We start from the raw sequence: 24,486 nt of genomic DNA on the forward strand, positions 1-24,486 counted from the left end.
CGTACCCGTGCGGCCGGGGCGGCGACCGGCCCGACCGGCGGGCGGTGCGGGGCTCATCCGCCCGTCCGCCGGTCGACCGGACGGTGACGCGCCCACCCTCCAGGGGCACTTCGGTCGTGCCGAGCGGCGCGTCGCCCGGCTCCCTCCCCCGTCGAGGGGAGTCCCCCGTCCTCCGGAAGCGGGACGAGGGGAACGGCGGGGAGGGAGCCGCCCCGGACCTGCCGGGGCCCATGCTTGACGGACCATCGCCAGACCAGAAGTGAGGCCCACGCCATGCCCCCCACCTCCCACCAGGGCCATGTGGTCGTAGCTCCCGACAAGTTCAAGGGCACCCTGGAGGCCGCCGAGGCCGCCGCCCGGATCGCCGCCGGCATCCGCCGCGCCGCCCCCGGTACCGAGGTCCGCGAACTGCCCGTCGCCGACGGCGGCGAGGGGACCCTGGCCGCCGCGCTCGCGGCCGGCTTCGCCCGCGTTCCCGCCAAGGTGGCCGGCCCGACCGGCCTGCCGGTGGACGCCGCGCTCGCCGTCCGGGGCGACACCGCCGTGGTCGAGCTGGCCCAGGCCTCCGGGCTGGCCCGGCTCCCCGGCGGCCGGACCGCCCCGCTCGCGGCCGGCTCCTACGGGGTCGGCCAGCTGATCGGCCGGGCCGTCGGGCTCGGGGCGAAGCGGATCGTGCTCGGCCTCGGCGGAAGCGCCTGCACCGACGGCGGGGCCGGGATGGTCCAGGCGCTCGGCGTCTCGCTGCTCGACGGCGACGGCGTCGAACTCCCGCCCGGTGGAGCGGCGTTGCGGCGCCTGGAGCGGATCGACCCCGGACGGCTCGCCGGCACCCTGGCGGGCGTCGAGATCGTGGTCGCCTGCGACGTCGACAACCCGCTGCTCGGTCCGCGCGGCGCGACGGCCGTCTACGGCCCGCAGAAGGGCGCGAGCGCGGAGGACCTGCTGGTCCTGGAGGAAGCTCTGACCCGGTTCGCCGACGTGGTCGGCGCGACGGTCGGCCGCGAGGTGCGCGACGCCCCCGGCGCGGGGGCCGCGGGCGGGGTCGGCTTCGCGGCGCTCGCCCTGCTGGGCGCCACCATGCGACCCGGCATCGAGCTCCTGCTCGACCTGCTGGGTTTCGACGCGGCCGTGCGCGGGGCACGCCTCGTCGTCACCGGCGAGGGCTGCCTGGACGCGCAGACGCTCCACGGCAAGGCCCCCGCCGGCGTCGCGGCGGCCGCCGCCCGGGCGGGGGTCCGGGTGGCCGCCGTGGCGGGACGGGTGGAACTGTCCGAACGCGAGTGGCGGGCGGCCGGCTTCGCCGCCGCGTACGCGCTCAGCGAGTTGGGCGAGCAGCCCGGTGACGGCCTGACCAGGGCGGGAGAGCTCGCCGAGGTCGCGGGGGAGCGACTGGCGGCGGAGTTCCTCCACCGGTGACCGGCGCGGGCCCTCGTAGTTTCCTCCATTGACGATTTGTTGAAGGCGGCCCTAGGCTCCGGGCCATCCTTCGGCGCACCCCACCCCTCGACCAGGTTTCGGAGGTCCCCCATGCCCATCAGCGAGACCGCGGTGATCCGCTCCCGCCGGGTGGTCCTGCCGGACGGCGAGCGCCCCGCGGACGTGCTGGTCCGGGACGGGAGGATCGCGCGGATCGCCGCGCACGGCTCCCTCCCCGCCGGTGGCCACGCGCTCACCGACCTCGGTGACACCGCGCTGCTCCCCGGCCTGGTCGACACCCACGTGCACGTCAACGAACCCGGCCGCACCGAGTGGGAGGGCTTCGCCACCGCCACCCGGGCGGCCGCCGCCGGCGGTGTCACCACCGTCGTCGACATGCCGCTCAACTCGGTGCCGCCCACCACCACCCCGGCCGGGCTGGAGGTCAAACGGAAGACCGCGGAAGGTCAGGCCTGGGTCGACCTCGGCTTCTGGGGCGGGGCCGTGCCCGGAAACCTCGCCGACCTCGAACCCCTGCACCGTGCGGGCGTGTTCGGCTTCAAGTCCTTCCTGGCGCCGAGCGGCGTCGACGAGTTCCCGCACCTCGAACAGGCCGATCTGGAGGCCGCCCTCGCCGAACAGGCCCGGATCGGCGCGCTCGCCATCATCCACGCCGAGGACCCGGCCGTCCTCTCCGCCGCACCGCAGCAACCCGGCGTCCACTACCGGGACTTCCTCGCCTCCCGACCCGCCGGTGGGGAGACCGCCGCGGTGGCCCGGCTGCTCGACACCGCCCGGCGCACCGGCGCCCGGGTGCACGTCCTGCACGTCTCCTCGGCCGCCGTGCTGCCGCTGCTCCGCCGGGCCCGCGCGGACGGTGTCGAGGTCACCGCCGAGACCTGCCCGCACTACCTGACCCTCACCGCCGAGCAGGTCCCGGACGGCGGCACCGCGTTCAAGTGCTGTCCGCCGATCCGTGACGAGGCCAATCGCGACGCCCTCTGGGAGGCCCTGGCCGCAGGGGAGTTTGCCGCGGTCGTCTCCGACCACTCGCCGTCCACCCCCGACCTCAAGCTGCTGCCCGAACGCGGCGGCAGCGGGGACTTCGCAGCCGCCTGGGGCGGCATCGCCTCGCTCCAGCTGGGCCTGCCCGCGGTCTGGACCGAGGCCCGGCGGCGCGGTCACACCCTCTCCGACGTGGTCCGCTGGATGTCCGCAGGCCCCGCCGGGCTGGCCGGCCTCACCGGGACGAAGGGCGCCGTCGCCGTCGGCCACGACGCCGACCTGGTGGCCTTCGACCCCGACGGCCGCTTCGCCGTGCACGCCGCCGACCTGCACCACCGCAACCCCGTCACCCCGTACGCGGGCCGGACGCTCACCGGCGCCGTCCGCACCACCTGGCTGCGCGGCCGGGTCGTCGACGTCGCCGGCGAGCCGTTCGGCGTCCAGCTCACCCGCCCGCGGCCCGCCGGCTCCGGGCCCACCGGTCCCGTGTCCACCGGTCCCGGGCCCGCCCGGTCCACCCGTCCGACCCCCGGCCCCGAGGAGTCGCAGTGACCACCGCCCCCACCCCGAAGGCCCCGTTCACCGAGCTCGTCGACCTGGCCTCCCGTCGGCTCGGCGCCGGTGTCGTCGCCACCAACGAGGACACCTTCGCCGACGCCGAGAACCTGCTGGTCGCCGAGGCCGCCGTGTTCCGCCCGCACACCTTCGGCCACAAGGGCCAGATCATGGACGGCTGGGAGTCCCGGCGGCGCCGGGGCACGGGTGCCGAACAGCCGCACCCCACCGACGAGGACCACGACTGGGCGGTCGTCCGGCTCGGTGCCGCCGGAGTGATCCGCGGCCTGGTCGTCGACACCGCGCACTTCACCGGGAACTACCCGGAGAGCGCCTCCGTCGAGGCCGCCTCGATACCCGGCCACCCCTCGCCCGCCGAGGTCGCGGCCGCCGCGTGGGTGGAGATCCTGCCGCGCACCCCGCTGCGGGGCGACACCGCCCACGCGTTCGCGGTGAGCAGCGCCACCCGGTTCACCCACGTACGGCTCAACATCTTCCCGGACGGCGGTGTCGCCCGGCTCCGCGTCCACGGCGAGGTGCTTCCCGACCCGCGCGAGCTGGACGGCCTCACCTTCGACCTGGCCGCCCAGGAGCACGGCGGTGTCGCCGAGGCCGCCTCCGACCGCTACTTCTCCTCCCCGCACAACCTGAACGCTCCCGGCCGCGCCTCCGTCATGGGTGAGGGCTGGGAGACCCGGCGTCGGCGTGACAAGGCCAACGACTGGGTGCGGATCGCCCTGGCCGGGGGCGGCGAGGTCCTGGCCGCCGAGGTGGACACCACCCACTTCGTCGCCAACGCCCCCGGCTGGGCCGACCTGGTCGGCTACGACGCCTCCGCCGGCGGTGACCCCGCCGCCGACCCGGACGGCTGGTTCGCGCTCCTGCCGCGCACCCGCCTCCAGCCCGACACCCGGCACCGCTTCCGGCTGGACCCGGCCCGCCCGGTGACCCACGTGCGGATCAACGTGTACCCCGACGGCGGCCTCGCCCGCCTCCGCCTCACCGGCCGCCCGACCGAGGCGGGCCGGGCCGCTCTCGCGCTGCGCTGGTTCGACGCCGTCCCGGTCGCCGAGGCCGCCGCGGCCCTCGTCGAGGCCGGTCTCACCGCCGGGGAGGCCGCCGAACTGGCCGCGGCCCGCCCGCTGGTGGACGCCGGCGCCGCCCGCACCGCCGTCGCCGCGCTCAGCCCGGCCGACGGCCCCGACGGCGAGCACTCCTCCCGCCGCCGCTCGGCCGCCCGGCGCCTGCTCGGCATCTGAACCGGCCCCCCGGGTCGGCGCCCCGACCGGCGCCGCCGCAGGCCAGGAGCCGCGGCCGCGGTGGCTCCGCGCCACCCGCGGTGCCCTCCGGCCGCGGCCCGGGGCGGCGCCGCATTCCCCCAAGCGTCACACCCTTATCGACATCCGAAGGACCCGTCATGTCCAAGATCCTGACCACGGAGTCCGGCGCCCCGGTCGCCGACAACCAGAACTCGGCCTCGGCCGGCGCCTACGGTCCGCTGCTGGTCCAGGACCAGCACCTGCTGGAGAAGCTCGCCCGGTTCAACCGCGAGCGCATCCCGGAGCGCGTCGTGCACGCCCGCGGTTCCGGCGCGTACGGCTACTTCGAGGTCACGGACGAGGTCTCGCCGTACACCCGGGCCGCCTTCCTCGGCGAGGTCGGCAGGCGCACCGAGGTGTTCCTCCGCTTCTCCACGGTCGCGGGCAACCTGGGCTCGAACGACGCGGTCCGCGACCCGCGCGGCTTCGCGCTCAAGTTCTACACCGAGGAGGGCAACTACGACCTCGTCGGCAACAACACCCCGGTCTTCTTCATCAAGGACCCGCTGAAGTTCCCCGACTTCATCCACTCCCAGAAGCGCGACCCGTACACCGGTGTCCAGGAGGCCGACAACGTCTGGGACTTCTGGGCCCACTCGCCCGCGTCGACCCACCAGATCACCTGGCTCTTCGGCGACCGCGGCATCCCCGCGTCCTACCGCCACATGAACGGGTACGGCTCGCACACCTACCAGTGGGTCAACGAGCAGGGTGACGCCTACTGGGTGAAGTACCACTTCAAGACCAACCAGGGGATCCGCTCGCTGGACGCCGCCCAGGCCGCCGAGGCGGTCGGCGGCGACGCCGACAGCCACCAGCGCGACCTCCACCAGGCCATCGAGCGCGGGGTGTTCCCGTCCTGGACCCTCTACGTCCAGCTGATGCCGGTCGCCGAGGCCGCCGACTACCGGTTCAACCCCTTCGACCTGACCAAGGTCTGGCCGCACGCCGACTACCCGTTGGTCAAGGTCGGCCGCCTGGTGCTCAACCGCAACCCCGAGAACGTCTTCGCCGAGGTCGAGCAGGCCGCGTTCTCGCCGAACAACTTCGTGCCCGGCATCGGCCCGTCCCCGGACAAGATGCTCCAGGGCCGCCTGTTCGCGTACGCCGACGCCCAGCGTTACCGCCTCGGGGTGAACCACACCCGGCTGCCGGTCAACGCCCCGCGCGCCACCGAGGCCGCCAACTACGGCCGGGACGGCCTCGGCGCGCTCAACCCGGCCGGCCGTGCCCGCAACTACGAGCCCAACTCCTACGACGGGCCGGCCCAGACCGGCGCCGCGCTCGCCGCGCCGACCGGGCTGAGCGGCTGGACCGGCACCCACACCACCCCGGCCCACACCAAGGACGACGACTTCTTCCAGGCCGGTGAGCTCTACCGGCTGATGCCGGAGGCCGAGCGGGCCCGCCTGATCGACAACCTGGCCGGCTTCCTGGCCCAGGTCTCCCGCGACGACGTCGTGGAGCGGAACCTCGCCCACTTCCACGCCGCCGACCAGGAGTACGGCGCCCGCCTGGAGGCCGCCGTCACCAGGCTCCGGGCCGGCGACGAGGGCTGATCCACCGGACCACCCTCCCCGGCCGCCGGGGCCCGCACCCCGGCGCCGCCCCCCGACCGGGCCGTTCCCCCAGGCAGTGGGGGAGCGGCCCGGTGCCCGTCCGCCGTCCGGACGCCCGCCACCGCCCGCCGCGGGCGCCCCGCCGCCGATCGGCGGTCAGGAACGTCCGCCGCTGTGCCACCCGGCGGGCGGGGGGTACGCGGGGGCATCGGCGGGGCATATGCCCGTCAAGTGCTTCACCGCACCTGCACGAAAATCCGCAGAGGGGCGGATGGCGGTGTACAGCGGTGGATAGGCTGGACACCACCCGCCGGTCACACCTGCGGGGGGACATCGGAAGGGGACGACATGTCGACACCAGCCCCCGGTCGCCACGCCGCGCCGGCCCAGGGCCTGCCCGGTCCGTTCACCTCCCTGCAGCACGCCCTCAGACTGCTGGAGGCGGTCGACCGGCACCCCGGAGGGGCCACGCTGGTCACGCTGGCCAGGGAGACGTCCCTCGGGCTGCCGACGGTCCGTCGGCTCGCCGAGATCCTGGAGATCGAGGGCTACCTCATGTGCCAGGACGGCGGTTGGGTGCTCGGCGGCACCTTCGCGCTGCTCGGGCAGCAGAACCGGGAGCAGCTGGTGCGGGTCCGGCTGGACCGCAAACTGGAGGAGCTCCGGGACGAGTTGGGCGCGGCGGTGTACTTCAGCCGCTACCACGACGGCGAGCTGTCGGTGGAGGCGGTGTCGGCGGGCGACCACGCGCCGGCGGTGCAGGAGTGGGTGGACTTCCGGGCCACCGCGCACGCCAGCGCGATCGGCAAGTGCCTGCTCAGCCAGCTCGACCACGACGCCCGCCGGGACCACCTCGCCCGGCACCCGGTGGCCCGGCTGACCTCCCGGACGGTCACCGACGCCGACCAGCTGATGCACCGTCTGGAGCGCCAGCCGGCCACCGTTCCGGTGCTGGACATCCAGGAGTACGCGCTCGGCACGGTCTGCGCCGCGGTCCCGGTCACGGCCGGTAGCACGGTCGGCTGCCTGGCCACCTCGATGCCGGTGGACAACGTGCACCGGCTGAAGGCCGCCGCCGAGCTGCTCGCCGTCCGGGCCGCGCCGCTGATGCTGGCCATGGCCGTCTGAAGCACCGCGCAGGATCGCAGGACCCCGTCGCGCCGCGGCGGGGTCCTCGTGTTTCCCGGGGTGCCGGGCCGTCGGCCCCGGGTGTTTCGCCGGGCCCGCCGCGGTGCACATCACTTATTAGACTCGATGTCGATAAGAGGTGTCGAACCTCTTGTGGCGCGCACTACCCGCGAGTACGTTTTGCCGAGTCGAGCCGCCACGAGCCGCCACCCGCAGGTCAGGAGGGCCCCGTCATGCCCAGCCCCACCCCCGTTCCCGCCCTCGCCGCGCCGGCCGTCCGGGTGCACGAGAGCCTCGTCCTGGAGCCCCGCGACGTCCGCTTCGACTGGTCCGGACTGCCGCTGCACTGGATTCCCGACGAGCCGATGGCCACCCACGTCATCAACGTCCTGCACCTCCTCCTCCCGGAGGGCGAGCGCTGGTTCGTCAAGGTGTTCAAGGACGCCCTGCCGATGATCCGGGACGAGCAGCTGCGGGACGAGGTGCTCGGCTTCATCGGCCAGGAGGCCATCCACGCCGAGGCCCACCAGGAGGTCCTCGACCACCTGCTCGGGCAGGGCCTCGACCCCCGCCCGTACGTGCGTCAGATCTCCTGGCTGTTCCAGCGGGTCCTCGGCGACAAGCCCGGGCTGACGCCCGCCCGGCAGCGCGAGAACATCATCGAGCGGGTCGCGTTCGTCGCCGCCATCGAGCACTTCACCGCCTTCCTCGGCAACTGGGCGCTCAACTCCCCGGGCCTGGACCGGGCCGAGGCCGACCCGACCATGCTCGACCTGCTGCGCTGGCACGGCGCCGAGGAGGTCGAGCACCGCAGCGTCGCCTACGACCTGATGGTCCACCTCGACCCCGGCTACCTGCGGCGGATCCGCGGCATGGCGATCTCCGGGCCGCTCCTCGTCCACCTCTGGGTGCGCGGCGCCCGCTTCCTGCTCGCCGCCGACCCGACCCTCGACGGCCGGATCAGGCCCACCTGGCGCGAGGCCGGCCGGATCGCCAGGCGCGGACTGCTGCCCGACCCGCTCACCTCGATCCGCTCCGGCCTGCGCTACCTCCGGCCCGGCTACCACCCCACCCAGGAGGGGTCCTCCAGCCAGGCCCTCGGCTACCTCGCCACCTCCCCGGCCGCCCGCGCCGCCGCCGGCCGCTGACGGGGACGGCGGTCCCCGCCCCCGGGGCCCGCCGCCGGCCCTACCCGCCCCCGGCCCACCCGCCGCCGCCCAGGACCCAAGGACCCAAGGACCCCGCCGGATGGATCTGCGCACCCCACCCCCCGACCTCTACGGCCGCCCCCGCGCCGACACCTTCTTCCGCTTCCTCACCGCCTTCGGCGACCGCTACAGCCCCGCCCTCGGCAGCCCGCTGCTCCGGCGCAACCCCCGCCGCCCGCCCGGCCGCCCCACCCCGGCGCTCCAACTGGTCGTCACCGCCCGGCGTCCGGCCGCCACCGACGTCGTCGAACTCACCCTCGCGGACCCCTCCGGCGGTCCCCTCCCGCCCTGGCAGCCCGGCGCCCACCTGCGGCTCGTGCTGCCGTCCGGCCGCGAGCGCCACTACTCCCTCTGCGGCGACCCGGCCGACCCCGCCGCCTACCGGATCGCCGTCCGGCACCTGCCCGCGGGCGGCGGCGGCTCCGCCGAGGTCCACGACACCCTCCACCCCGGCACCCGGCTCACCGCCCGCCGTCCCCGCAACGGCTTCGCCTTCTGCGCCGAACCGGCGGTCCTCCTGGTGGCCGGCGGCATCGGCATCACCCCGCTGCTCCCGATGGCCCGCGAGGCCCGGCGGCACGGCCTGGACTGGCACCTCGTCCACGTCGGCCGCAGCGCCGGTACCCTCCCGTTCTCCGAGGAGCTGCGGGCCCTCGACCCGCACCGGGTCCACCTGCGCACCGACGACGAGCACGGCGGCCCGCCCACCGGGGCCGAGCTCCTCGCCCGCGCCCCGCGCGGTGCGGCCGTCTACTGTTGCGGCCCGGCCCCGATGCTCGCCGCCGTCCAGCGGGCCCTCGACGGATCGCCCGCCGCCTCCCTGCACTTCGAACGGTTCGGCGCCGCGCCGATCACCGACGGCGAGCCGTTCACCGTCCGCCTCGGCACCGACGGACCGGCCCTCGACGTCCCGGCCGACCGCTCGGCCCTGGACGTGCTCCGGGAGGCCCGCCCCGACCTGGCGTACTCCTGCCACCAGGGCTTCTGCGGCACCTGCGAGGTCCGGCTGCTGGCCGGCACCCCCGACCACCGCGACCGCCGCCTCACCGCCGAACAGCGGGCCGCCGGCGCCCTGCTGCCCTGCGTCTCCCGGGCCGCCGCGGGCGAGACCCTGGTGCTCGACCTCGGTGCGCCCGGCCGGCCCCGGGCGCAGGACCCGTCCGACCGGCCGTAGGCCGCCGATCCCCCAGAAGGAGCCCCCGCCGTGCCGCGCACCCCCGCCTTCCCCTACACCGAGCACGACCTCGCCCGCTTCCGGGAGACCCAGCAGCTCGCCTACCACTGCGCCGAGGAGGTCGCCGCCTGGATCGAACCCGGTGTCACCGAGCGGCAGGCGACCGCCCAGCTGCGCCGCCGGCTGGTCGCGGCCGGTGTGCAGGACTTCTTCCACGTGCCGTTCGCCTGGTTCGGCGACCGGACGGCGTTCCGGCACTTCCACACGCCGCTGCAGTTCTTCGCCGGCAACCGCCGCCTGACGGAGGGCATGCCGTACGTGCTGGACTGTGCGCCCGTCGTCGACGGCTACACCGCCGACATCGGCTACGGCGGCAAGGTCGGCGAGAACCGCGTCTGGGACCGCCTCGCCGCCGACCTCCGGGTCTACCGCGAGCTGATCCTCACCGAGGTCCGCGCCCGCAGGCCGCTCGCCGACGTGTACGCGGCGGTCGACGCGCAGATCGAGGCGCACGGCTACGACAACCGCCACCGCGTCTACCCGGGCCGGGTGATCGGCCATCAGGTCACCCGGACGACCGCCCGCGGCCCGGCGGGGGTGAACGTGTTCGGCTTCGGGGTGCGTACACTCCAGACGCTCGGCCGCGAGCTGATCAGCGAGCGCCTGCACGGCCGCTCCCCGCTCTGGGCGGACGGCCGCTCCTCCCGGCACGCGCCCACCCCGGGCCTCTGGGCGGTGGAGCCGCACATCGGCTTCCGGGAGGTCGGCATCAAGTTCGAGGAGCTGCTGGTGGTCACCGAGGACGACGCGTACTGGCTCGACGACGACCTCCCGCACGTCCGCCGCTGGACCGCGGCAGGCGCCGCCGTGACCACCGCGACCACCACGACCGCGACCACCGTGACCACGACCACCGCGACCGCTCAGGAGGCGACCCGATGACGACCAGCCGCGACACCGGACGCGCCGGGCACCCCGCCCCCCGGGTGCCGCACCGTGCCGCCTCCCGACGCCGGACCGTCCACTCCGGTGGCCTGCCGCTCGCCGTCTTCGAGGACGGCGACCCGGGCGCCCCCACCGTCCTGCTGGTCCACGGCTACCCGGACACCCACGCGGTCTGGGACGACGTCGCCGCCGACCTCGCCCGCGACCACCACGTCGTCCGCTACGACGTCCGGGGCGCAGGCGCCTCCGGCGTCCCGGCCGGCCGCGAGGGCTACCGCCTGGAACAGCTGGCCGACGACCTGTTCGCCGTCGCCGACGCGGTCAGCCCGGACCGCCCGGTGCACGTCGTCGCCCACGACTGGGGCTCGCTGCAGTCCTGGGAGGCCGTCACCACCCCCGGTGCCGAACGACGGCTCGCCTCCTACACCACCATGTCCGGGCCCTGCCTGGACCACATGGGGTTCTGGCTCCGCGACCGCTTCCGCCGCCCCACCCCGCGCCACCTGAGGCAACTGCTCGCCCAGGGCGCCCACTCCTGGTACATCACCGCCTTCCACCTGCCCTTCCTCGCCCCCGGCGTCTGGCGGCTCGGCCTCGCCCGCGCCTGGCCCCGGGTGCTGCGCGACCTGGAGGGCGTCAGCCCGCGCCCCGGCCACCCGCAGCCCACGCTGCGCCGGGACGCGGTGCGAGGCATCGAGCTGTACCGGGCCAACATGCGGCCCACGCTGCGCAACCCGCGCGAACGGCCCACCGAGGTGCCGGTCCAGCTGATCACCCTCACCCAGGACCACTACGTGGGCACCTACCTCTCCGAGGGCCTGGAGCGCTGGGTGCCCGGGCTGACCCGCCGGACCCTGCACGCCACCCACTGGTCCGCACTGCTGGAGAAGGGAACCGCCGTGGCCCGGATGGTCCGTGAACACGTCGCCCGCACCGAGGCCGGCCGGGACGCCCCCGAGGACCGCGCCGCCGCTGCCGCCGGGGACGGCCGGCTCGTCGTCGTCACCGGCGGTGGCAGCGGCATCGGCCGGGCCACCGCGCTCGCCTTCGCCGAGGACGGTGCCCGGGTGGTGGTCTGCGACCTCGACCTGGACGCGGCCCGCCGCACCGCCGAACTCGCCGCCCTGATCGGGCCGCCCGCCCACGCCTACCGGGTCGACGTCAGCGACGGCGCCGCGGTCGACGCCTTCGCCCAGCAGGTCGCCGCCGAGCACGGGGTGCCGGACGTGATCGTCAACAACGCGGGTATCGGCCACTCCGGGACGTTCCTCCAGACGACCGAGAAGGAGTGGCAGCGCGTCCTCGACGTCAACCTCTGGGGCGTCATCCACGGCTGCCGGGCGTTCGGCAGCCTGATGGCCGACCGCGGCGAGGGCGGTCACATCGTCAACCTGGCGTCGGCCGCCGCCTACCTGCCGTCCAAGGCGCTCACCGCCTACGCCACCAGCAAGGCCGCCGTCTTCATGCTCTCCGACTGCCTGCGTGCGGAGCTGGCCGGCCACGGCATCGGCGTCTCCACGATCTGCCCCGGCATCGTCAACACCAACATCACCCGCACCTCCACCTTCTCCGCGACCACCGCCGACCAGCAGGCCGCCAAGCAGGCCCGTGCCGCCAGGCTCTACGCCCGCCGCGGGTTCCCGCCCGAGAAGGTCGCCACCGCCGTCCTGCACGCGGTTCGGACCGGGAAGGCCGTCGTCCCCGTGACGCCCGAGGCGAAGGCCGCCCGCTTCCTCTCCCGCCTCTCCCCGGGCCTGCTCCGCCTGGCCGCCCGCCTCAACGTGACCTGATTCCGCGGCCGAGATATCGGATACGGTGAATTTCGATATCACCACAGGCTCTCCGATCCCCGGAGGTCCGCTGTGACCCGCACGGTGATAGACGTCAAGGACGAGCTGCTGGCCGAGGCCGCAGAGATCTTCGGGACGACCACCAAGGTGGCGACGGTCAATGCCGCCCTGGAGGACGCGGTCAATCGTCGGAAGCGTGAGTCCTTCCTCAACTGGCTTGCCGAAGGGGGTCTGCCTGACCTCACCGGTTCGGCGGACCACGGTGAGTGAGCGCTTTCTGATCGACAAGTCGGCATTCGCGCGGTACCCGAAGCCGGCGGTTCGAGCGGTGATCGAACCGCTCCACAACGCCGGGCTGCTCGCCGTCTGCGGTGCTGTCGAGCTGGAGATCATGCACAGCGCCCGTTCCAAGGCGGATGCCCTGCGCATTCGGGTCGTTCCACCCGGGACGGCCGACTGACGTCGTGCCCGGCGGGGAGCGGACGCTCGTCCGCCCCGCCGCCGGGGCCGCCGCGCAGGGTGTCCGTGTGCGGGCGGGGCGGCCCGTACGATCACGGACCATGGAGATGAGCACCGCCCTCTGGTCCTTCGCCTTCGTCGTGGGGCTGCTGACCCTCACGCCCGGGCTCGACACCGCGCTGGTCCTGCGCACGTCCGCGCTGGGGCACCGGCGGCAGGCGTGGGGCGTGGTGCTGGGGATCCAGACCGGGACGCTGCTCTGGGGCACCCTGACCTCGGCGGGCGTCACCGCGCTGCTCACCGCCTCCCAGCTGGCGTACGAGATCCTGCGGTGGGCGGGCGCCGCGTACCTGGTGTGGCTGGGGATCGGGATGCTCCGGAGCAAGGGCGGCGACGCCGAGCCGGAGGAGGCGCAGCCGTCCGGCGGCGGGCTGGCGCACGGCTGGCGGCGCGGCACACTGACCAACCTGCTCAACCCCAAGGTCGGCGTCTTCTACGTGGCGGTGCTGCCGCAGTTCATCCCGGCGGGGGCGCCGCACTTCGCCGCGGGCGTGGCGCTGACCTGCGTGCACGTCGCGGAGGGGCTGCTCTGGTCGGCGGTCCTGGTGGGCTTCGCCCAGGTGCTGCGCGGCTGGCTGCGCAGGCCGGCCGCGCGCCGGGCGATGGACCGGGTGACCGGGCTGGTGGTGCTGGGCTTCGGCGTGCGGCTGGCGGTCTCGGACACGCCCTAGCGTCGCCGGTTCAGCTGCCGAGACGGCGCAGGCCCTCGCGCAGTTGGTCGGTGTCCATGCAGAGGTGCACGTCGACGGAGGCGTTGAACTCCAGCCAGAACGGCTCGCAGACGGACGGCAGCGCGGCCTCGTCGGGTACGTCGATGACGGCGATCTGGCAGCGCCGGCCGTTGCGGGCGAAGGCGTAGACGGCCTCGGGCTTCAGACCGGCCATGATCCGGTCGAACTTCTCGGCGACGGCGCCGTCCCTGACGACCTGGTTGGCCGTCGCGGTGTCGAGCTCGATCTCCAGCAGGGCACGCATGGCGGTGCTCCTTCCGCGGGCTCGCGGTGAGTCCTCCTCTCCAGGCTCCCGCTGCCCCGGCGGCCACGCAACGTCACCCGGGCGGCGGCGCCGGATGGCCGCCCGGTGGGTCGCGGGCTGCACTGGGATCGCCACCCCGGCGCGGACAGGAGCACCCCATGGCGATCATCGTGACCTTCGACTTCCCCGAACTCTCCCAGGCGCAGTACGAGGAGGCGGTGGACCGGCTGACCGGCGGCGCGGGGCTGAACAGTCCCGCCGACTGGCCGGTGCGCGGGCTGGTGCTGCACGTGTCGGGGCCGAATCCGGACGGTCGCGGCTGGCACGTCACCGACGTCTGGGAGTCCCGGGAGGCGTTCGAGCAGTTCGGGACGGTGCTGCTGCCGATCCTCCGAGAGATCGGGATCCCGTCGGCGCCCCCGCTGATCTGCGAGGCCTACAGCGTGGTGACCTGACCTGACCTGACCGACCCGATCCGTTCCTGACCGGGCCTGACCTGTTCCCGGCCCGATGCGGCCCGTCGGGTCAGGCCGCGTGCGGCTTCCGCACGCTCCCCGGCTCCGCCGCGTCCGCCGGGGCGTCCGCGAGCGCCAGGTCGTGGTGGATCGGCCCGTCCCCGGCGCTGAGCGGCAGGCAGCTGCCGCCCCTGCGGTGGGCGACGATCTCGGCGGCGACCGACACGGCGGTCTCCTCGGGGGTGCGGGCGCCGAGGTCCAGACCGATGGGGGAGCGCAGCCGGCCGATCTCGGCGTCGGTCAGGCCGCTCGCGCGCAGCCGGGCCTCCCGGTCGCGGTGGGTGCGGCGGGAGCCCATCGCGCCGACGTAGCCGACCGGCAGCCGCAACGCGCGCTCCAGCAGCGGGATGTCGAACTTGGCGTCGTGGGTGAGCACGCAGAGCACGGTGCGGCCGTCGAGCCGGTCGAGCTGGGTGTCGAGGTAGCGGTGCGGCCAGTCGACGACGACCCGGTCGGCGTCGGGGAAGCGCTGCCGGGTGGCGAAGACGGGGCGGGCGTCGCAGACGGTGACGTGGTAGCCGAGGAACTTGCCGATCCGGACGACCGCCGCCGCGAAGTCGATCGCGCCGAAGACCAGCATCCGCGGCGGGGGCACGTAGGACTCGACGAAGAAGGTCACGGTGCCCCGGTCCTGCTCGTCGCAGGGGCGTCCGTCGAGGCCGAGCACCAGCTGTCCGGTGCGGCCGGCGTCGAGCATGGCCCGGGCCTCGGTGACCAGGGCCCGTTCCAGGGCGGCCACCGTGGAGGGGGCGGGGGAGAGGGCGCCGTGGTGGGTGTCGGCGGTGACGGTGAGGGTGGCGCCGAGCAGGGCGGCGGGGCCGGCGACGGCACGGGCGAGGGCGACCGGGGTGCCCGCGGCGACGGCGGCGAGGCCGGTGTCGAGGGCCGGGTCGGCGCCGGGGACGACCGGCTGGACGAAGACGTCGATGACGCCGCCGCAGGTCAGGCCGACGGCGAAGGCGTCCTCGTCGCTGTAGCCGAACCGTTCCAGGACGGGCCGGCCGGACTCCAGGGCGGCCCGGCAGAGCTCGTAGACGGCGCCCTCGACGCAGCCGCCGGACACGCTCCCGATCGCCTCGCCGGACGCGTCGACGGCGAGCGCGGCACCGGGGTCGCGCGGCGCGCTGCCGGAGACCCCGACCACCGTGGCCACGGCGAAGGCGCGGCCGGACGCGTGCCAGGCCTGCAGCTGCTCGGCGATGTCCTGCATGGCGGGAGCTCCTTGTCGCTTTCGAGGGTAGCCGGAGAGGGACCGGCGGGCGCGGACGGAAGGGTCGCGGACGGAAGGGTCGGCCGACGGACCGGGCCGCCGACGGACCGGGCCGCCGTACGGGAGAACGATCCCGTACGGCGGCGGTACCGCTTCGGACGGGTCGGTCAGTGCACACCCAGCCAGGACTTGACCGGGGTGAGCGCGAAGTAGACGACGAAGAGGGCGGTCAGGATCCACATCAGCGCGCCGGGCTCGCGCCACTTGCCCCGGCCGGCCTTGATCACCGTGTAGGAGATGACGCCGGCCGCGACCCCGGCGGTGATGCTGTAGGTGAACGGCATCAGGACGCAGGTGAGGAAGGCGGGGATGGCCACGTCGCGGTCGGACCAGTCGATGTGCCGGGCCTGGCTCATCATCATCGAGCCGATGACGACGAGGGCGGCGGAGGCGACCTCGACCGGGACGATGCCGGCCAGCGGCGAGAAGAACAGCATCAGGGCGAAGAGCCCGCCGGTGACGGTGGAGGCGAGGCCGGTGCGGGCCCCGTCGCCGACCCCGGTGGCGGACTCGACGAAGACGGTCTGGCCGGAGGCGCCGGCCAGACCGCCGACCGCGCCGCCGGCGCCGTCGATGAACAGCGCCTTGGAGAGGCCGGGCATCCGGCCCCGCTTGTCGGCGAGGCCGGCCTCGGTGCCGACGCCGATGATGGTGGCCATCGCGTCGAAGAACCCGGCGAGGACGAGGGTGAAGACGGCGACCGAGGCACTGATCGCGCCCATGCCCGAGCCGCCGAAGGCGCCGAACAGGTCGACGTCGCCGAAGAGGCCGAAGTCGGGTGCGGAGACGGGGGATCCGGGCCAGACGGGCACGGAGTTGCGCCAGGCCCCGGCGGGTACGCCGGCCGCCTTGTTGACGATCACCGCGAGGACGGTGCCGCCGGCGATGCCGATGAGGATCGCGCCGCGCACGTTGCGGGCCATCAGGACGAAGACGGCGAGCAGGGTGACGCAGAAGACCAGGACCGGCCAGCCGGCGAGTTCGCCGGCCGGGCCGAGCGACAGCGGGGTGGGTCCGCCGGTGTGCACGAACCCGGCCTTGAAGAGGCCGATGACGGTGACGAAGAGGCCGATGCCGATGGTGATGGCGTGCTTGAGCGGCAGGGGTATGCCGTTCATGATCTTCTCGCGCAGGCCGGAGACCACCAGCAGCACGATCAGCAGGCCGTAGATGACGCACAGGCCCATCGCCTGCGGCCAGGTCGTGTGCGGGACGACCAGCGCGGAGACGGCGCCGGAGACGGAGAGGCCGGCGGCGAGCGCGAGCGGGACGTTGCCGACCACGCCCATCAGGATCGTGGTGACGGCGGCGGCGAGCGCGGTGGCGGTGGTGAGCGCGGCGTGGTCCAGCTTGACGCCGGTGACGTCGGCGCCGCTCAGGATGAGCGGGTTGAGCAGGATGATGTAGGCCATCGCCATGAACGTGGTGACGCCACCGCGGAGTTCGTTGGCGAGGGTCGATCCCCGGGCGGAGATCTTGAAGTAGGCGTCCAGGGCGTTCCTGGGCGGGGCGGCCGCGGCCGGCGTGGGGGCGCCGTCCTCGGTGGACTCGGTGGGTCTGCCTTCAGTGGTGCCGGGCTCCGTGGGGATCCTGGTCATGTCCACTCCCAAGTGTCAAAGGGGGTTGGGGTGGGCGAGCCGACCTGACAGCCAGTCAACGAAGCTGTGGCACAGGGGGACGTTTCGACTCACTGGCGCGCGGGTGGTCCGGGCCGCCGCCGAGCCCCGGCGTGGGAGGCGGCGGTCCGTGCTGCGGTGACGCGAGGGTGCGGTGACGCGAGGGCGCAAGGGTGCGAGGGCGCAGGGGTGCGGTGGTGCGGTGACGCGACGGTGCGGTGGTGCGGTGACGTGCCGGTGGTGCGGCCCCGGGGCGGCGGGGAAGACGGTCGCCGCCCCGGGGAGGTCCTCGGGTCCGGCGGCTACAGCGCCCCGGGCCGTTCGGTGGTCAGGTGCTCGGGCCGGACCGGGATCCGGTGGAGCGCCAGGCCGGTGGCGTTGCGGATGGCGGCCACGATGGACGGCGTCGCCGAGACGGTCGGCGCCTCGCCCACCCCGCGCAGCCCGTACGGCGCGTTGGGGTCGGGGAGTTCGAGGATCTCGACCGGGATCGGCGGGGTGTCGAGGATGGTCGGGATCAGGTAGTCGGTGAAGGAGGCGTTGCGCACCTTCCCGTCCTTCACGATGATCTCCTCCATCACGGCCAGTCCGAGCGCCTGGGTGCAGCCGCCCTGGATCTGGCCGACCACGGAGAGCGGATTGAGGGCCTTGCCGACGTCCTGGACGGCGGTCAGCTCGACCACCTTGACCAGGCCCAGCTCGATGTCCACGTCGACCACCGCGCGGTTCGCGCAGAAGGTGTACTGGACGTGGCCGAAGCCCTGCCCGGTCTCCTTGTCGAACGGCACGGTCGGCCGGTGGTGGTGTTCCCGGGTGAGGTCGATCGCCTCGTCGCCGAGCAGGTCGACCATGGAGACCAGCGGGCCGGCCGACGCCGAGACCACCTTGCCGCCGACCAGCGTGATGTCGTTCTGGGACCAGCCGTAGCGGCCCCGGCCCTTCTCGATCAGCGCGTGCCGGACCGCCTCGGCGGCGAGTTTGACGGCGCCGCCGGTCATGTAGGTCTGCCGCGAGGCCGAGGTCGAACCGGCCGAGCCGACCTCGGTGTTGGCCGGCTGGATGGTGACCTGCTCGACGCCGAGCTCGGTGCGGGCGATCTGCGCGTGCACGGTGACGCCGCCCTGGCCGACCTCGGCCATCGCGGTGTGCACCAGGGCGACCGGCTCGCCGCCGATCACCTCCAGCCGCACCCGGGCGGTCGAGTAGTCGTCGAAGCCCTCGGAGAATCCGACGTTCTTGATGCCGACGGAGTAGCCGACGCCGCGCACGATGCCCTCGCCGTGCGAGGTGTTGGAGAGCGCGCCGGGCAGCTGCCGGACGTCCAGGTCGTCGAGGTCGAGCGGCGGGGGCAGCGGCATGTCCTTGACCCGCCGGAGCAGTTCGGCGACCGGTGCGGGCGCGTCGATCTCCTGGCCGGTCGGCATCAGGTCGCCCTGCTGCACCGCGTTGAGCTGCCGGAGTTCGACCGGGTCCATGCCGAGTTCGGCGGCGAGCCGGTCCATCTGGGTCTCGTAGCCGAACGCGGCCTGGACGGCGCCGAAGCCGCGCATCGCCCCGCAGGACGGGTTGTTGCTGTACAGCGCGACGGCGTGCATCCGCACGTTCGGGATCACGTACGGGCCGTGTCCGAGCGAGGCCGCGTTGCCGACCACGGCGGGCGAGGCGGAGGCGTACGCGCCGCCGTCGAGCACGATCCGGGCGTCGGCGTAGACCAGCTTGCCGTCGCGGGTGGCACCGTGCTCGTAGAACATCCTCGCCGGGTGGCGGTGGACGTGGCCGAAGAAGGACTCGTCCCGGGCGTAGACGATCTTGACCGGCTTGTCGGTGCGCTGGGCCAGCAGGCAGGCGTGGATCTGCATCGAGAGGTCCTCGCGACCGCCGAAGGCACCGCCGACGCCCGCCAGGGTGAGCCGGACCTTCTCCTCCGGCAGGCCGAGCACCGGCGCGATCTGCTGGCGGTCCACGTGCAGCCACTGGGTGGCGACGTAGAGGTCGATGCCGCCGTCCTCGGCGGGCACGGCCAGCCCGGACTCCGGGCCGAGGAAGGCCTGGTCCTGCATGCCGACCTCGTACGTGCCGGAGACGACGACGTCGGCGAGCGCCCGCACCTCGTCGGTCACGCCGCGGCCGGAGACCAGCCGCTGCTCGTGGCAGATGTTGCCGTGGGCGTGCGACTTGTACTCGTGCGGCTCGTGCACGTAGCCGTGCGTCTCCGGGTCGAGGCACTGCTCCTCGGTGACGATCGGGGTGAGCACCTCGTACTCGACCTTGATCTTCTTCACCGCGCGCCGGGCGGTCTCCGGGTGGTCGGCCGCGACCAGCGCGATCGCCTCGCCGTGGTAGCGGATCTTGTCGATCGCCAGCGCCGGCTGGTCGGCGATCTCCAGTCCGTAGTACTTGGTGCCGGGGATGTCCTCGTGGGTGAGGACCGCGTAGACGCCGGGCACGGTGAGCGCCTCGGAGACGTCCACGCTCAGGATGGCGGCCCGGGGGTGCGGCGAGCGCAGCGCCGTGCCCCAGAGCATGTCCTCGTGCCAGAGGTCCGAGGAGTACGCGAACTCGCCGCGCACCTTCAGCGTGCCGTCGGGACGCAGCGGCGAGCCGCCGATGCCGTCCTTGCTGGACTGCCGGATGTCCTGGAGGTTCTTCTGCCCCTGGATGCTGCGCGCGGCGTTCCGCGCGCTCGAACGCGTGGTCATTCCGCGACCGCCTTACCCGCGCACTTGCGGGCGGACGCCAGCCGCACCGCGTCCATGATCTTCTCGTAGCCGGTGCAGCGGCACAGGTTGCCCGACAGCGCCTCCCGGATGTCGGAGTCGGACGGCTGCGCGTCCTCCTCCAGCAGCGCGTCCGTCTGCACCAGCAGGCCGGGGGTGCAGAAGCCGCACTGGACGGCGCCGGCGTCGACGAACGCCTGCTGGACCAGGCCCAGCTCGCCGTCCTCGCCACCGAGCCCCTCGACGGTGCGCACCTCGCGGTCCTGCACCTGGCCGGCCGCGACCAGACAGGAACAGACCGGCACCCCGTCCAGGTAGACCGTGCAGGAACCGCACTCGCCCTGCTCGCAGGCGTTCTTCGAACCGGGCAGGCCGACCCGCTCGCGCAGCACGTAGAGCAGGCTCTCGCCCTCCCAGACGTCGTCGGCCTCGACCGGCCGGCCGTTGGCGGTGAAAGTGACCCTCATGCCGCGCTCCTGATCTGCTTGCGGTAGTCGTTCCAGGTCCAGGTGAGGGTGCGCCGCGCCATCACGGCGAGCGCGTGCCGCCGGTAGTCGGCGGTGCCCCGGACGTCGTCGATCGGGGAGGCGGCGCCCTTGACCAGCTCGCCGAACCGCTGGACGACCTCGGCGCCCAGCAGCTCGCCGGTCTCCCAGAGGCCGCGTTCGGCGAGCACGTCCCGCAGGTACTCCTCGGCCTCGACGGCGCGGCGCGGCGTGGGGGCGGCCGAGCCGATCCCGGTCCCGACGGTGCCGGTCCCCGGGTGCAGGGCGAAGCCGAACGCGCAGACCGCGATCACCATCGCGTTGCGGGTGCCGATCTTCGAGAACTGCTGGGGGCCGTCCGCGACCGGGATCCGCACGGCGCGGATCAGCTCGTCGGCCTCCAGGCAGTTGCGCTTCACCCCCACGTAGAAGTCGTCGATCGGGATCAGCCGGGTGCCGCGCACCGAGGCCGCCTCGACGAACACGTCACGGCCGGCGGCCAGCAGCGCCGGGTGGGAGTCGCCGGCCGGCGAGGCCGCGCCGAGGTTCCCGCCCACGCCGCCCCGGTTGCGGATCTGCGGCGAGCCGACGGTGTGGGCGGCCAGTGCGAGACCCGGCAGCGGGCCGGACAGCTCGTCGATGATGCGGCTGTAGGGGACGGCTGCGCCGAGCCGGACGACCTCGCCGTCGTCGGTCCACTCGGTGAGCTCGGTGACGCGGTTCAGGTCGAGAATCGCGGGTGGCCGGTGCACGTCGAAGTTCATCTCGACCATGACGTCCGTGCCGCCCGAGATGGGCAGCGCGGCCGGGTACTCGGCCTTCGCCGCGAGCGCCTCGTCCCAGGTGGCGGGCCGAAGGAACTCCATGCGGGTGTCTCCTCAAGTCGTTTCCGGCCGGACGGGTGGGCACCGTGCCCGGACCGCGTGTTCGGGCCGTGCTCGCCGCGTCGTTCCCTCCGCGTCGGGCCCCGGTCACCGGGGTGTGTCCGGCGGCGTGTGGCCAGTGAACCGCTGTGACGGGGCCCACTGGCAGTCACCGATGGCATGAAGCCCCGGCTGTGGTCCCGCCCGGCATCCTGTACGTTCCTCTAAGGAGAACGACGTCGCAGCCCAACCGTGCGCCGAGTGCCACCCACGACCGTGATCCGGCCGTGATTTCCGAGCCGCGACCCCGTGATCCGGGCACCCGTTGGGACGTAACACCGAGCACGCGTGTTCGGGCACACTGTCACCCCGGACCGGACGCCCGGTCCCGTTCCCCCACCCCCAGCCCGTTAGGAGCCCGCGGATGCGTGTCCGTGATCTGCTCGCCCCCGGCGCCCCGCGCCTGCGCCTGCTCGCGGCCGAGGACGAGCTGGACCGGCAGGTCAGCGGTGTGATGACGACCGACCTGCACGACCCGGGCCGGTACCTGCACGGCGGCGAGCTGGTCCTCACCGGCATGCTCTGGCGCACCGGACCGGCCGACTCCGAGCGGTTCGTACGGACGATCGTGGCGGGCGGGGCGGTCGCCCTGGCGGCGGGCGAGGCCGAGGTCGGGCCGGTCCCCGAGGACCTGGTGGAGGCCTGTCGGCGGCATCGGATGCCGCTGCTGGCCGTACCCGACGACATCGCCTTCGGCACCGTCACCGAGTTCGTCGGCCGCCAGGTCTCCGCGGACCGGGCCGCCGACCTGTCGGCCCTGGTCGACCGGCACCGGCTGCTGGTCTCCGCCGCGGGCGGCGGCGGCCTGGACGCCGTCCTCGACCTGCTCGGCGGTGACCTCGACCTCGACTGCTGGGTGCTCACCCCGACCGGCGCGGTGATCGCCGGCCCCGCGGACCGGCTCCCCGCGGCGGACCGCGACCAGTTGGTCCGCGCCCATCTGGCCGCGCAGCGCCAGCGCCGCCGCCCGCCGCACCGGGCCCGGCTGGCCGTCGGCCCGTACTCGTTGCTGCCGGCGCCCGTCGCCCCCGAGACGCAGGCGCCGCTCGCCGACTGGGTGCTGGTGGTGGCCGGTGACGTCACCGAATGGACCGGCAAGCGCCAGCAGCTCGCCGAGAACCTGGCCCGGCTGGTCGCCGCCGAGCGGCACCGCCGGGACGAGGGGCGCCGGCTGCGCCGCCGCCTCGCCGACGAGGTGCTGACCCTGCTCCAGCGGGACGCCGACCCGGCGGAGATCAGCCGCACCCTGTACGCGTCCTCGGCGATGGCCGCCCGCTACGAGAGCCCCGAGCCCGGGCCGCAGGCGCCGGACGGCTCCTGGCTGGTGCTCAGCGCCGAGGGCACCGGCCTGCCGGAGGGCGCGGTGCGCGCGATCCTGGAGGAAGCTCTCAACGGCACCACCGACCGCGCGCTGGTCGCCGGGGCCGGCACCGGCGCGGTGGTGGTGATGCCCGCCCTGGACAGCGCGGTGCCCGCCGAGACCCTGCGCGAACTGCTCGCCCCGCTGGACGCCGGGCTCGGCTCGGAGGGCCGGATCACCCTCGGCGTCTCCGCCCCGGCCTCCGAGGCGGGCGGCCTGCGCGGCGCACTGGAGGAGGCCCGGCACGCCCGCCGGATCGCCGCCGCCCGGGTCGGCCGGGTCTGCGTGGCCGGGCCGGAGGAACTCGCCTCGCACGTGCTGCTGCTGGCCGCCGTCCCGGACGAGGTCCGCCGGGCGTTCCGCAGCCGGCTGCTGGACACGGTGATCGCCTACGACATCGAGCACCAGGCCGACCTGGTCCGCACCCTGGAGGCGTTCCTCCGGTCGGACGGCTCGTGGACGCGGTGCGCCGCGCAGCTCCACGTCCACGTCAACACGCTTCGCTACCGGATCGGCCGGATCGAGGAGTTGACGGGCCGCGACCTGTCCCGGCTGGAGGACCGGGTGGACTTCTACCTGGCCCTCGAACTGGCCTGACCGGGCCGGCCGCCGCCCGGACGGACGAGGCCCCCGGAGCACCGTGCTCCGGGGGCCTCGCCATGACCGCGTGTCCGCGTGTCCGAGAGTCCGTCGTTTCCGCCGGGCGGACCGTGACCCGTCGGGGGGCTACTGGACCGGGATGACGCCGGTCAGCCACTCGAAGACGCCCGGCACCATGTCCTTCCAGACGTCGCTGGAGTGCGGGCCGGTGGTCTCGACCGCCTGGACGGTGGTCGGCGCCTTCGCCGCCGCCGCGATGGCCTGGCCGTCCTCGAAGCCGTCGCCCTTGTTGCCGGAGACGTAGAGCGCCACCTTCGGCGGCTGGGCGGCGTGCTTGACGATGGTGACCGGGTTGTTGGCCTCGCGCAGCGCCGGGTCCTTGCCGACCAGCGAGTCCTTCTCGGTCGCCGGGTCGTTGTAGCCGGAGAGGCTGATCCCCGCCCGGTAGCGGTTGGGGTGGGCCAGCGAGAGCTTGGAGGCGCAGTGCGCGCCGGCCGAGTACCCGGCGATCGCCCAGCGGTCGGCGGACGGGTCGGCCCGGAAGTTGTCCAGGATCATCTGCGGGACGTCACGGGTCAGCCAGGTGTCCGCGTTGACCTTGCCCGGGATGTCGGTGCACCCCGCGTCGGTGCGGTTGCCCAGCAGCAGCGTGCGCGGCGAGACCAGGATGAACGGCGCCACCTTGCCCTGCTGCATCAGCGGCTTGAGCTGCTCGGAGACCTTCAGCGTGCCGTACCAGGTGGAGGAGGAGCCCGGGTAGCCGGGGATCAGCTCGACCACCGGGAACTTCTTGTCCTTGAACGCCGGGTCGTTGTACTGCGGCGGCAGCCAGACCAGCACCTCGCCGTCGACGCCGGAGAGCTGGCCCTTGAGGTCGGTCTTCTGGACGTCGCCCGGCACCTTCGGGTCGTCGACGCCGCGGAAGGCTTGCTGGACCTTGGTGGCCGGCGGCTTGGCGTCCCCGCCGCCCGCCGGTGCGCCGGTGGCCCCGGGGGTCGGGGCCGGCCCGGTGCCGTTCGCCGCGCCCGGGTCGGCCGGCGGGACGGCGGGCACCGCCCGGACGTGCTTGCCGGTGCCGAGCAGGTCGTCCCAGCTGCCGTAGATCAGGTTGGCGTTGTTGACCATGACGAAGACCATGATCACGGCCGTGACCTGGCAGAACACGAGCATCGCGAGCCTGGACAGGACACGCACCGGCTGCGGCCCTCGGACCTTGCCCCAGAGCAGCATCGCCACCGCGATGGAGATCGGCACGAGAATGACCGTGCAGATGAAGAATGGCGTACCTGTCAGTTGCATGAAGTTCTCGTATCCGGGTTGGAAGCCGCCCGGGCCCCACTCGCCCGGAACGCCACCTCAATGGCATCAGACGGCCTGAAACGGGGATCGGTTGCCGTCCGAATCTGT

General features: G+C 74.1%; 21 protein-coding genes. 14 read left to right on the forward strand and 7 right to left on the reverse strand.

The features are described from left to right. Positions 1–273 precede the first annotated feature (273 nt). The 12 genes from ABZY91_RS27805 to ABZY91_RS27860 all read left to right on the forward strand — a co-directional run bounded on the left by ABZY91_RS27805 (position 274) and on the right by ABZY91_RS27860 (position 13,289). The gene (locus tag ABZY91_RS27805) at positions 274–1,416 is read left to right on the forward strand and encodes a glycerate kinase (RefSeq protein ID WP_355405715.1); all 1,143 of its coding nucleotides are present in this window, start codon (positions 274–276) and stop codon (positions 1,414–1,416) included. A gap of 111 nt (positions 1,417–1,527) precedes the next feature. Further along, positions 1,528–2,973 (forward strand): allantoinase AllB, encoded by a 1,446-nt coding sequence (gene allB, locus ABZY91_RS27810; protein WP_355405716.1) that lies wholly within the window; start codon positions 1,528–1,530, stop codon positions 2,971–2,973. Beyond that, positions 2,970–4,235 carry an allantoicase gene (gene alc, locus ABZY91_RS27815; RefSeq protein ID WP_355405717.1) on the forward strand — a complete coding sequence of 422 codons (1,266 nt, stop codon included), beginning with the start codon at positions 2,970–2,972 and terminating at the stop codon, positions 4,233–4,235. Before allB ends, alc begins: the two co-directional genes overlap by 4 nt. A gap of 158 nt (positions 4,236–4,393) precedes the next feature. Continuing rightward, a complete protein-coding gene (locus tag ABZY91_RS27820) occupies positions 4,394–5,854 on the forward strand; it encodes a catalase (RefSeq protein ID WP_329948900.1) in 1,461 nt (486 codons plus the stop codon). Between the two features lie 348 nt (positions 5,855–6,202). Then, the gene (locus tag ABZY91_RS27825) at positions 6,203–6,982 is read left to right on the forward strand and encodes an IclR family transcriptional regulator C-terminal domain-containing protein (RefSeq protein ID WP_329880488.1); all 780 of its coding nucleotides are present in this window, start codon (positions 6,203–6,205) and stop codon (positions 6,980–6,982) included. A 233-nt stretch (positions 6,983–7,215) separates the two neighbouring features. After that, entirely contained in the window at positions 7,216–8,130 is a 915-nt protein-coding gene (locus ABZY91_RS27830; RefSeq protein ID WP_329880486.1) for a metal-dependent hydrolase, read from the forward strand. 100 nt (positions 8,131–8,230) lie between these two features. Continuing rightward, complete coding sequence (locus ABZY91_RS27835) at positions 8,231–9,364, forward strand: PDR/VanB family oxidoreductase (RefSeq protein WP_329880484.1); 1,134 nt, start codon at positions 8,231–8,233, stop codon at positions 9,362–9,364. Between the two features lie 30 nt (positions 9,365–9,394). Continuing rightward, entirely contained in the window at positions 9,395–10,306 is a 912-nt protein-coding gene (locus ABZY91_RS27840) for a M24 family metallopeptidase (RefSeq protein ID WP_355405718.1), read from the forward strand. Further along, entirely contained in the window at positions 10,303–12,099 is a 1,797-nt protein-coding gene (locus ABZY91_RS27845) for an SDR family oxidoreductase (protein ID WP_355405719.1), read from the forward strand. The genes ABZY91_RS27840 and ABZY91_RS27845 overlap by 4 nt, the downstream gene beginning before the upstream one ends. A 72-nt stretch (positions 12,100–12,171) precedes the next feature. Further along, complete coding sequence (locus ABZY91_RS27850) at positions 12,172–12,369, forward strand: type II toxin-antitoxin system VapB family antitoxin (RefSeq protein WP_329880480.1); 198 nt, start codon at positions 12,172–12,174, stop codon at positions 12,367–12,369. 58 nt (positions 12,370–12,427) lie between these two features. Then, positions 12,428–12,559: a hypothetical protein gene (locus ABZY91_RS27855; protein ID WP_355405720.1), complete on the forward strand. Its 132-nt coding sequence runs from the start codon at positions 12,428–12,430 to the stop codon at positions 12,557–12,559. Between the two features lie 100 nt (positions 12,560–12,659). Next, positions 12,660–13,289, forward strand: a complete 630-nt coding sequence (locus ABZY91_RS27860; protein WP_329880477.1) for a LysE family translocator — start codon at positions 12,660–12,662, stop codon at positions 13,287–13,289. Positions 13,290–13,299: 10 nt separating this feature from the next. Here the strand turns inward: ABZY91_RS27860 and ABZY91_RS27865 are convergent, their stop codons facing one another. Then, complete coding sequence (locus tag ABZY91_RS27865; RefSeq protein ID WP_329948895.1) at positions 13,300–13,593, reverse strand: hypothetical protein; 294 nt, start codon at positions 13,591–13,593, stop codon at positions 13,300–13,302. A gap of 158 nt (positions 13,594–13,751) precedes the next feature. Here ABZY91_RS27865 and ABZY91_RS27870 point away from each other — a divergent pair, with 158 nt between their 5' ends. Further along, positions 13,752–14,048: a hypothetical protein gene (locus tag ABZY91_RS27870; protein ID WP_329880474.1), complete on the forward strand. Its 297-nt coding sequence runs from the start codon at positions 13,752–13,754 to the stop codon at positions 14,046–14,048. A 70-nt stretch (positions 14,049–14,118) separates the two neighbouring features. Here ABZY91_RS27870 and ABZY91_RS27875 read toward each other — a convergent pair whose 3' ends face one another. The 5 genes from ABZY91_RS27875 to ABZY91_RS27895 form a co-directional block, all read right to left on the reverse strand. Further along, complete coding sequence (locus ABZY91_RS27875; RefSeq protein ID WP_355405721.1) at positions 14,119–15,318, reverse strand: XdhC/CoxI family protein; 1,200 nt, start codon at positions 15,316–15,318, stop codon at positions 14,119–14,121. Between the two features lie 167 nt (positions 15,319–15,485). Further along, complete coding sequence (locus ABZY91_RS27880) at positions 15,486–16,976, reverse strand: NCS2 family permease (RefSeq protein WP_355405722.1); 1,491 nt, start codon at positions 16,974–16,976, stop codon at positions 15,486–15,488. Positions 16,977–17,296: 320 nt separating this feature from the next. Next, the gene (gene pucD, locus ABZY91_RS27885; RefSeq protein ID WP_355405723.1) at positions 17,297–19,693 is read right to left on the reverse strand and encodes a xanthine dehydrogenase subunit D; all 2,397 of its coding nucleotides are present in this window, start codon (positions 19,691–19,693) and stop codon (positions 17,297–17,299) included. Further along, complete coding sequence (locus tag ABZY91_RS27890) at positions 19,690–20,178, reverse strand: (2Fe-2S)-binding protein (protein ID WP_329880469.1); 489 nt, start codon at positions 20,176–20,178, stop codon at positions 19,690–19,692. Before ABZY91_RS27890 ends, pucD begins: the two co-directional genes overlap by 4 nt. Continuing rightward, positions 20,175–21,062 carry an FAD binding domain-containing protein gene (locus ABZY91_RS27895; RefSeq protein ID WP_329948891.1) on the reverse strand — a complete coding sequence of 296 codons (888 nt, stop codon included), beginning with the start codon at positions 21,060–21,062 and terminating at the stop codon, positions 20,175–20,177. Before ABZY91_RS27895 ends, ABZY91_RS27890 begins: the two co-directional genes overlap by 4 nt. A 421-nt stretch (positions 21,063–21,483) precedes the next feature. Here ABZY91_RS27895 and ABZY91_RS27900 point away from each other — a divergent pair, with 421 nt between their 5' ends. Beyond that, entirely contained in the window at positions 21,484–23,076 is a 1,593-nt protein-coding gene (locus tag ABZY91_RS27900; protein ID WP_355405724.1) for a helix-turn-helix domain-containing protein, read from the forward strand. Positions 23,077–23,205: 129 nt separating this feature from the next. Here the strand turns inward: ABZY91_RS27900 and ABZY91_RS27905 are convergent, their stop codons facing one another. Further along, a complete protein-coding gene (locus tag ABZY91_RS27905) occupies positions 23,206–24,333 on the reverse strand; it encodes an alpha/beta hydrolase-fold protein (protein ID WP_329948889.1) in 1,128 nt (375 codons plus the stop codon). Between the last annotated feature and the right edge of the window lie 153 nt (positions 24,334–24,486).

Origin of the sequence: Kitasatospora sp. NPDC002965 (assembly GCF_040611255.1) — a bacterium.
Taxonomy (GTDB): domain Bacteria; phylum Actinomycetota; class Actinomycetes; order Streptomycetales; family Streptomycetaceae; genus Kitasatospora.

Excerpts from the sequence above, each read along its gene's own strand:
- ABZY91_RS27845 (WP_355405719.1), top strand. The coding sequence starts at position 10,303 with ATGACGACCAGCCGCGACACCGGACGCGCCGGGCACCCCGCCCCCCGG.
- ABZY91_RS27890 (WP_329880469.1), bottom strand. The coding sequence starts at position 20,178 with ATGAGGGTCACTTTCACCGCCAACGGCCGGCCGGTCGAGGCCGACGAC.
- ABZY91_RS27865 (WP_329948895.1), bottom strand. The coding sequence starts at position 13,593 with ATGCGTGCCCTGCTGGAGATCGAGCTCGACACCGCGACGGCCAACCAG.
- ABZY91_RS27820 (WP_329948900.1), top strand. The coding sequence starts at position 4,394 with ATGTCCAAGATCCTGACCACGGAGTCCGGCGCCCCGGTCGCCGACAAC.
- ABZY91_RS27825 (WP_329880488.1), top strand. The coding sequence starts at position 6,203 with ATGTCGACACCAGCCCCCGGTCGCCACGCCGCGCCGGCCCAGGGCCTG.
- ABZY91_RS27805 (WP_355405715.1), top strand. The coding sequence starts at position 274 with ATGCCCCCCACCTCCCACCAGGGCCATGTGGTCGTAGCTCCCGACAAG.
- ABZY91_RS27895 (WP_329948891.1), bottom strand. The coding sequence starts at position 21,062 with ATGGAGTTCCTTCGGCCCGCCACCTGGGACGAGGCGCTCGCGGCGAAG.
- pucD (WP_355405723.1), bottom strand. The coding sequence starts at position 19,693 with ATGACCACGCGTTCGAGCGCGCGGAACGCCGCGCGCAGCATCCAGGGG.
- ABZY91_RS27830 (WP_329880486.1), top strand. The coding sequence starts at position 7,216 with ATGCCCAGCCCCACCCCCGTTCCCGCCCTCGCCGCGCCGGCCGTCCGG.
- ABZY91_RS27870 (WP_329880474.1), top strand. The coding sequence starts at position 13,752 with ATGGCGATCATCGTGACCTTCGACTTCCCCGAACTCTCCCAGGCGCAG.
- ABZY91_RS27835 (WP_329880484.1), top strand. The coding sequence starts at position 8,231 with ATGGATCTGCGCACCCCACCCCCCGACCTCTACGGCCGCCCCCGCGCC.
- ABZY91_RS27880 (WP_355405722.1), bottom strand. The coding sequence starts at position 16,976 with ATGACCAGGATCCCCACGGAGCCCGGCACCACTGAAGGCAGACCCACC.
- ABZY91_RS27860 (WP_329880477.1), top strand. The coding sequence starts at position 12,660 with ATGGAGATGAGCACCGCCCTCTGGTCCTTCGCCTTCGTCGTGGGGCTG.
- allB (WP_355405716.1), top strand. The coding sequence starts at position 1,528 with ATGCCCATCAGCGAGACCGCGGTGATCCGCTCCCGCCGGGTGGTCCTG.
- ABZY91_RS27900 (WP_355405724.1), top strand. The coding sequence starts at position 21,484 with ATGCGTGTCCGTGATCTGCTCGCCCCCGGCGCCCCGCGCCTGCGCCTG.
- ABZY91_RS27875 (WP_355405721.1), bottom strand. The coding sequence starts at position 15,318 with ATGCAGGACATCGCCGAGCAGCTGCAGGCCTGGCACGCGTCCGGCCGC.